The following is a 1109-nucleotide window of genomic DNA, read 5'->3' as shown; positions in this document are numbered from 1 at the left end:
GCTACCATCGCGTCGCAAAATTCGACGAGATCGCGCTTATCGGCGGCGAGAATGCTATCAAAAACATCTACAAGCTTGCGCTCGCGCTCATATTTAAATTTAATACAAAGGACGCTGCGTGCGAGTTTTTGGCAAAATTTAATGCAAGCGAAGTCGCAAATTTAGAAAAAATCGCGCCGCGTTCCGTCCGCTCAAGCTCGTTAGGGCGGCTATTCGACGCGTTTGCTGCGGTCATTTGCGACTTGCGAGCCGTCAGCTTTGACGGCGAAGCGGGCATGCGACTTGAGAACCTATATATCGACGGCTGCGAGCAGAGCTATAAATTCGCGCTAAAAAAGGCGGGCGCGGCAAGCGAAGCGGGGATTTTTGACGAGATAAAAAGCTCTATAGACTCTGCGGTGCGCATGCCCGAGAAATTTGGCGCGGCGAAAAATCCTATCCGCAGTGCAGAACGCGAGGATAAAGGCGGCGTCTGCAGAGGAAATTCTATCGATGCCGCGGTGCGAATAGCGGAAAATTTTAGCGGCTCGATAAATCGCGATAGCCGCGCGACGAATTCTAATAGCGGTGAAAGATTTGGAGCCACGAACGCCGCGAACGTTTGCGGCTCGGCTAGCGACGCGGAAAATTCCGCGGCAAATTCCACAATCGGCGATACCGAGCAAAATTTTATATACGCGCCGAATTCGACAAACGCTCGTAGTTTAAATTCCGCGGGCGAGATAAATTATGATTTATCAATAAACACAGCGAATTCTACGGCGAATTCCATATCAAACGCCGCGGCAAATTCCTCAGATGGCGAGGCACCGTGGAGCCTTGGCGGCGAATGCTATGTGATCGATTACAAAGAGGCGTTTTTGCAGGCTTTGCGCGATGAGCCGCGCTTGGCCGCGACGAAATTTATCAACGGCCTGGCAAATTTCATCGCGGAGTTTGCGGAGGGCTTTGGGCTCGAGGTCGCGCTAAGCGGCGGGGTCTTTCAAAACGCGACGCTTCTAAATCTTACGTGCGCAAAGCTGCGCGCGCGGGGCATCAAATTTCATCTAAATTGCGCCGTTCCTTGCAACGACAGCGGCATCGCATACGGACAGCTCGCGGCGTATCTA

At 52.4% G+C, this 1109-nt stretch carries 1 pseudogene; it reads left to right on the top strand.

The features are described 5' to 3' along the window. Positions 1-1109: pseudogene (locus Q0614_RS07015) on the top strand (hypothetical protein); the annotation flags it as partial.

Origin of the sequence: uncultured Campylobacter sp. (assembly GCF_937997595.1) — a bacterium.
GTDB lineage: Bacteria > Campylobacterota > Campylobacteria > Campylobacterales > Campylobacteraceae > Campylobacter_B.
This window is presented reverse-complemented; position numbering and strand designations above follow the sequence as displayed.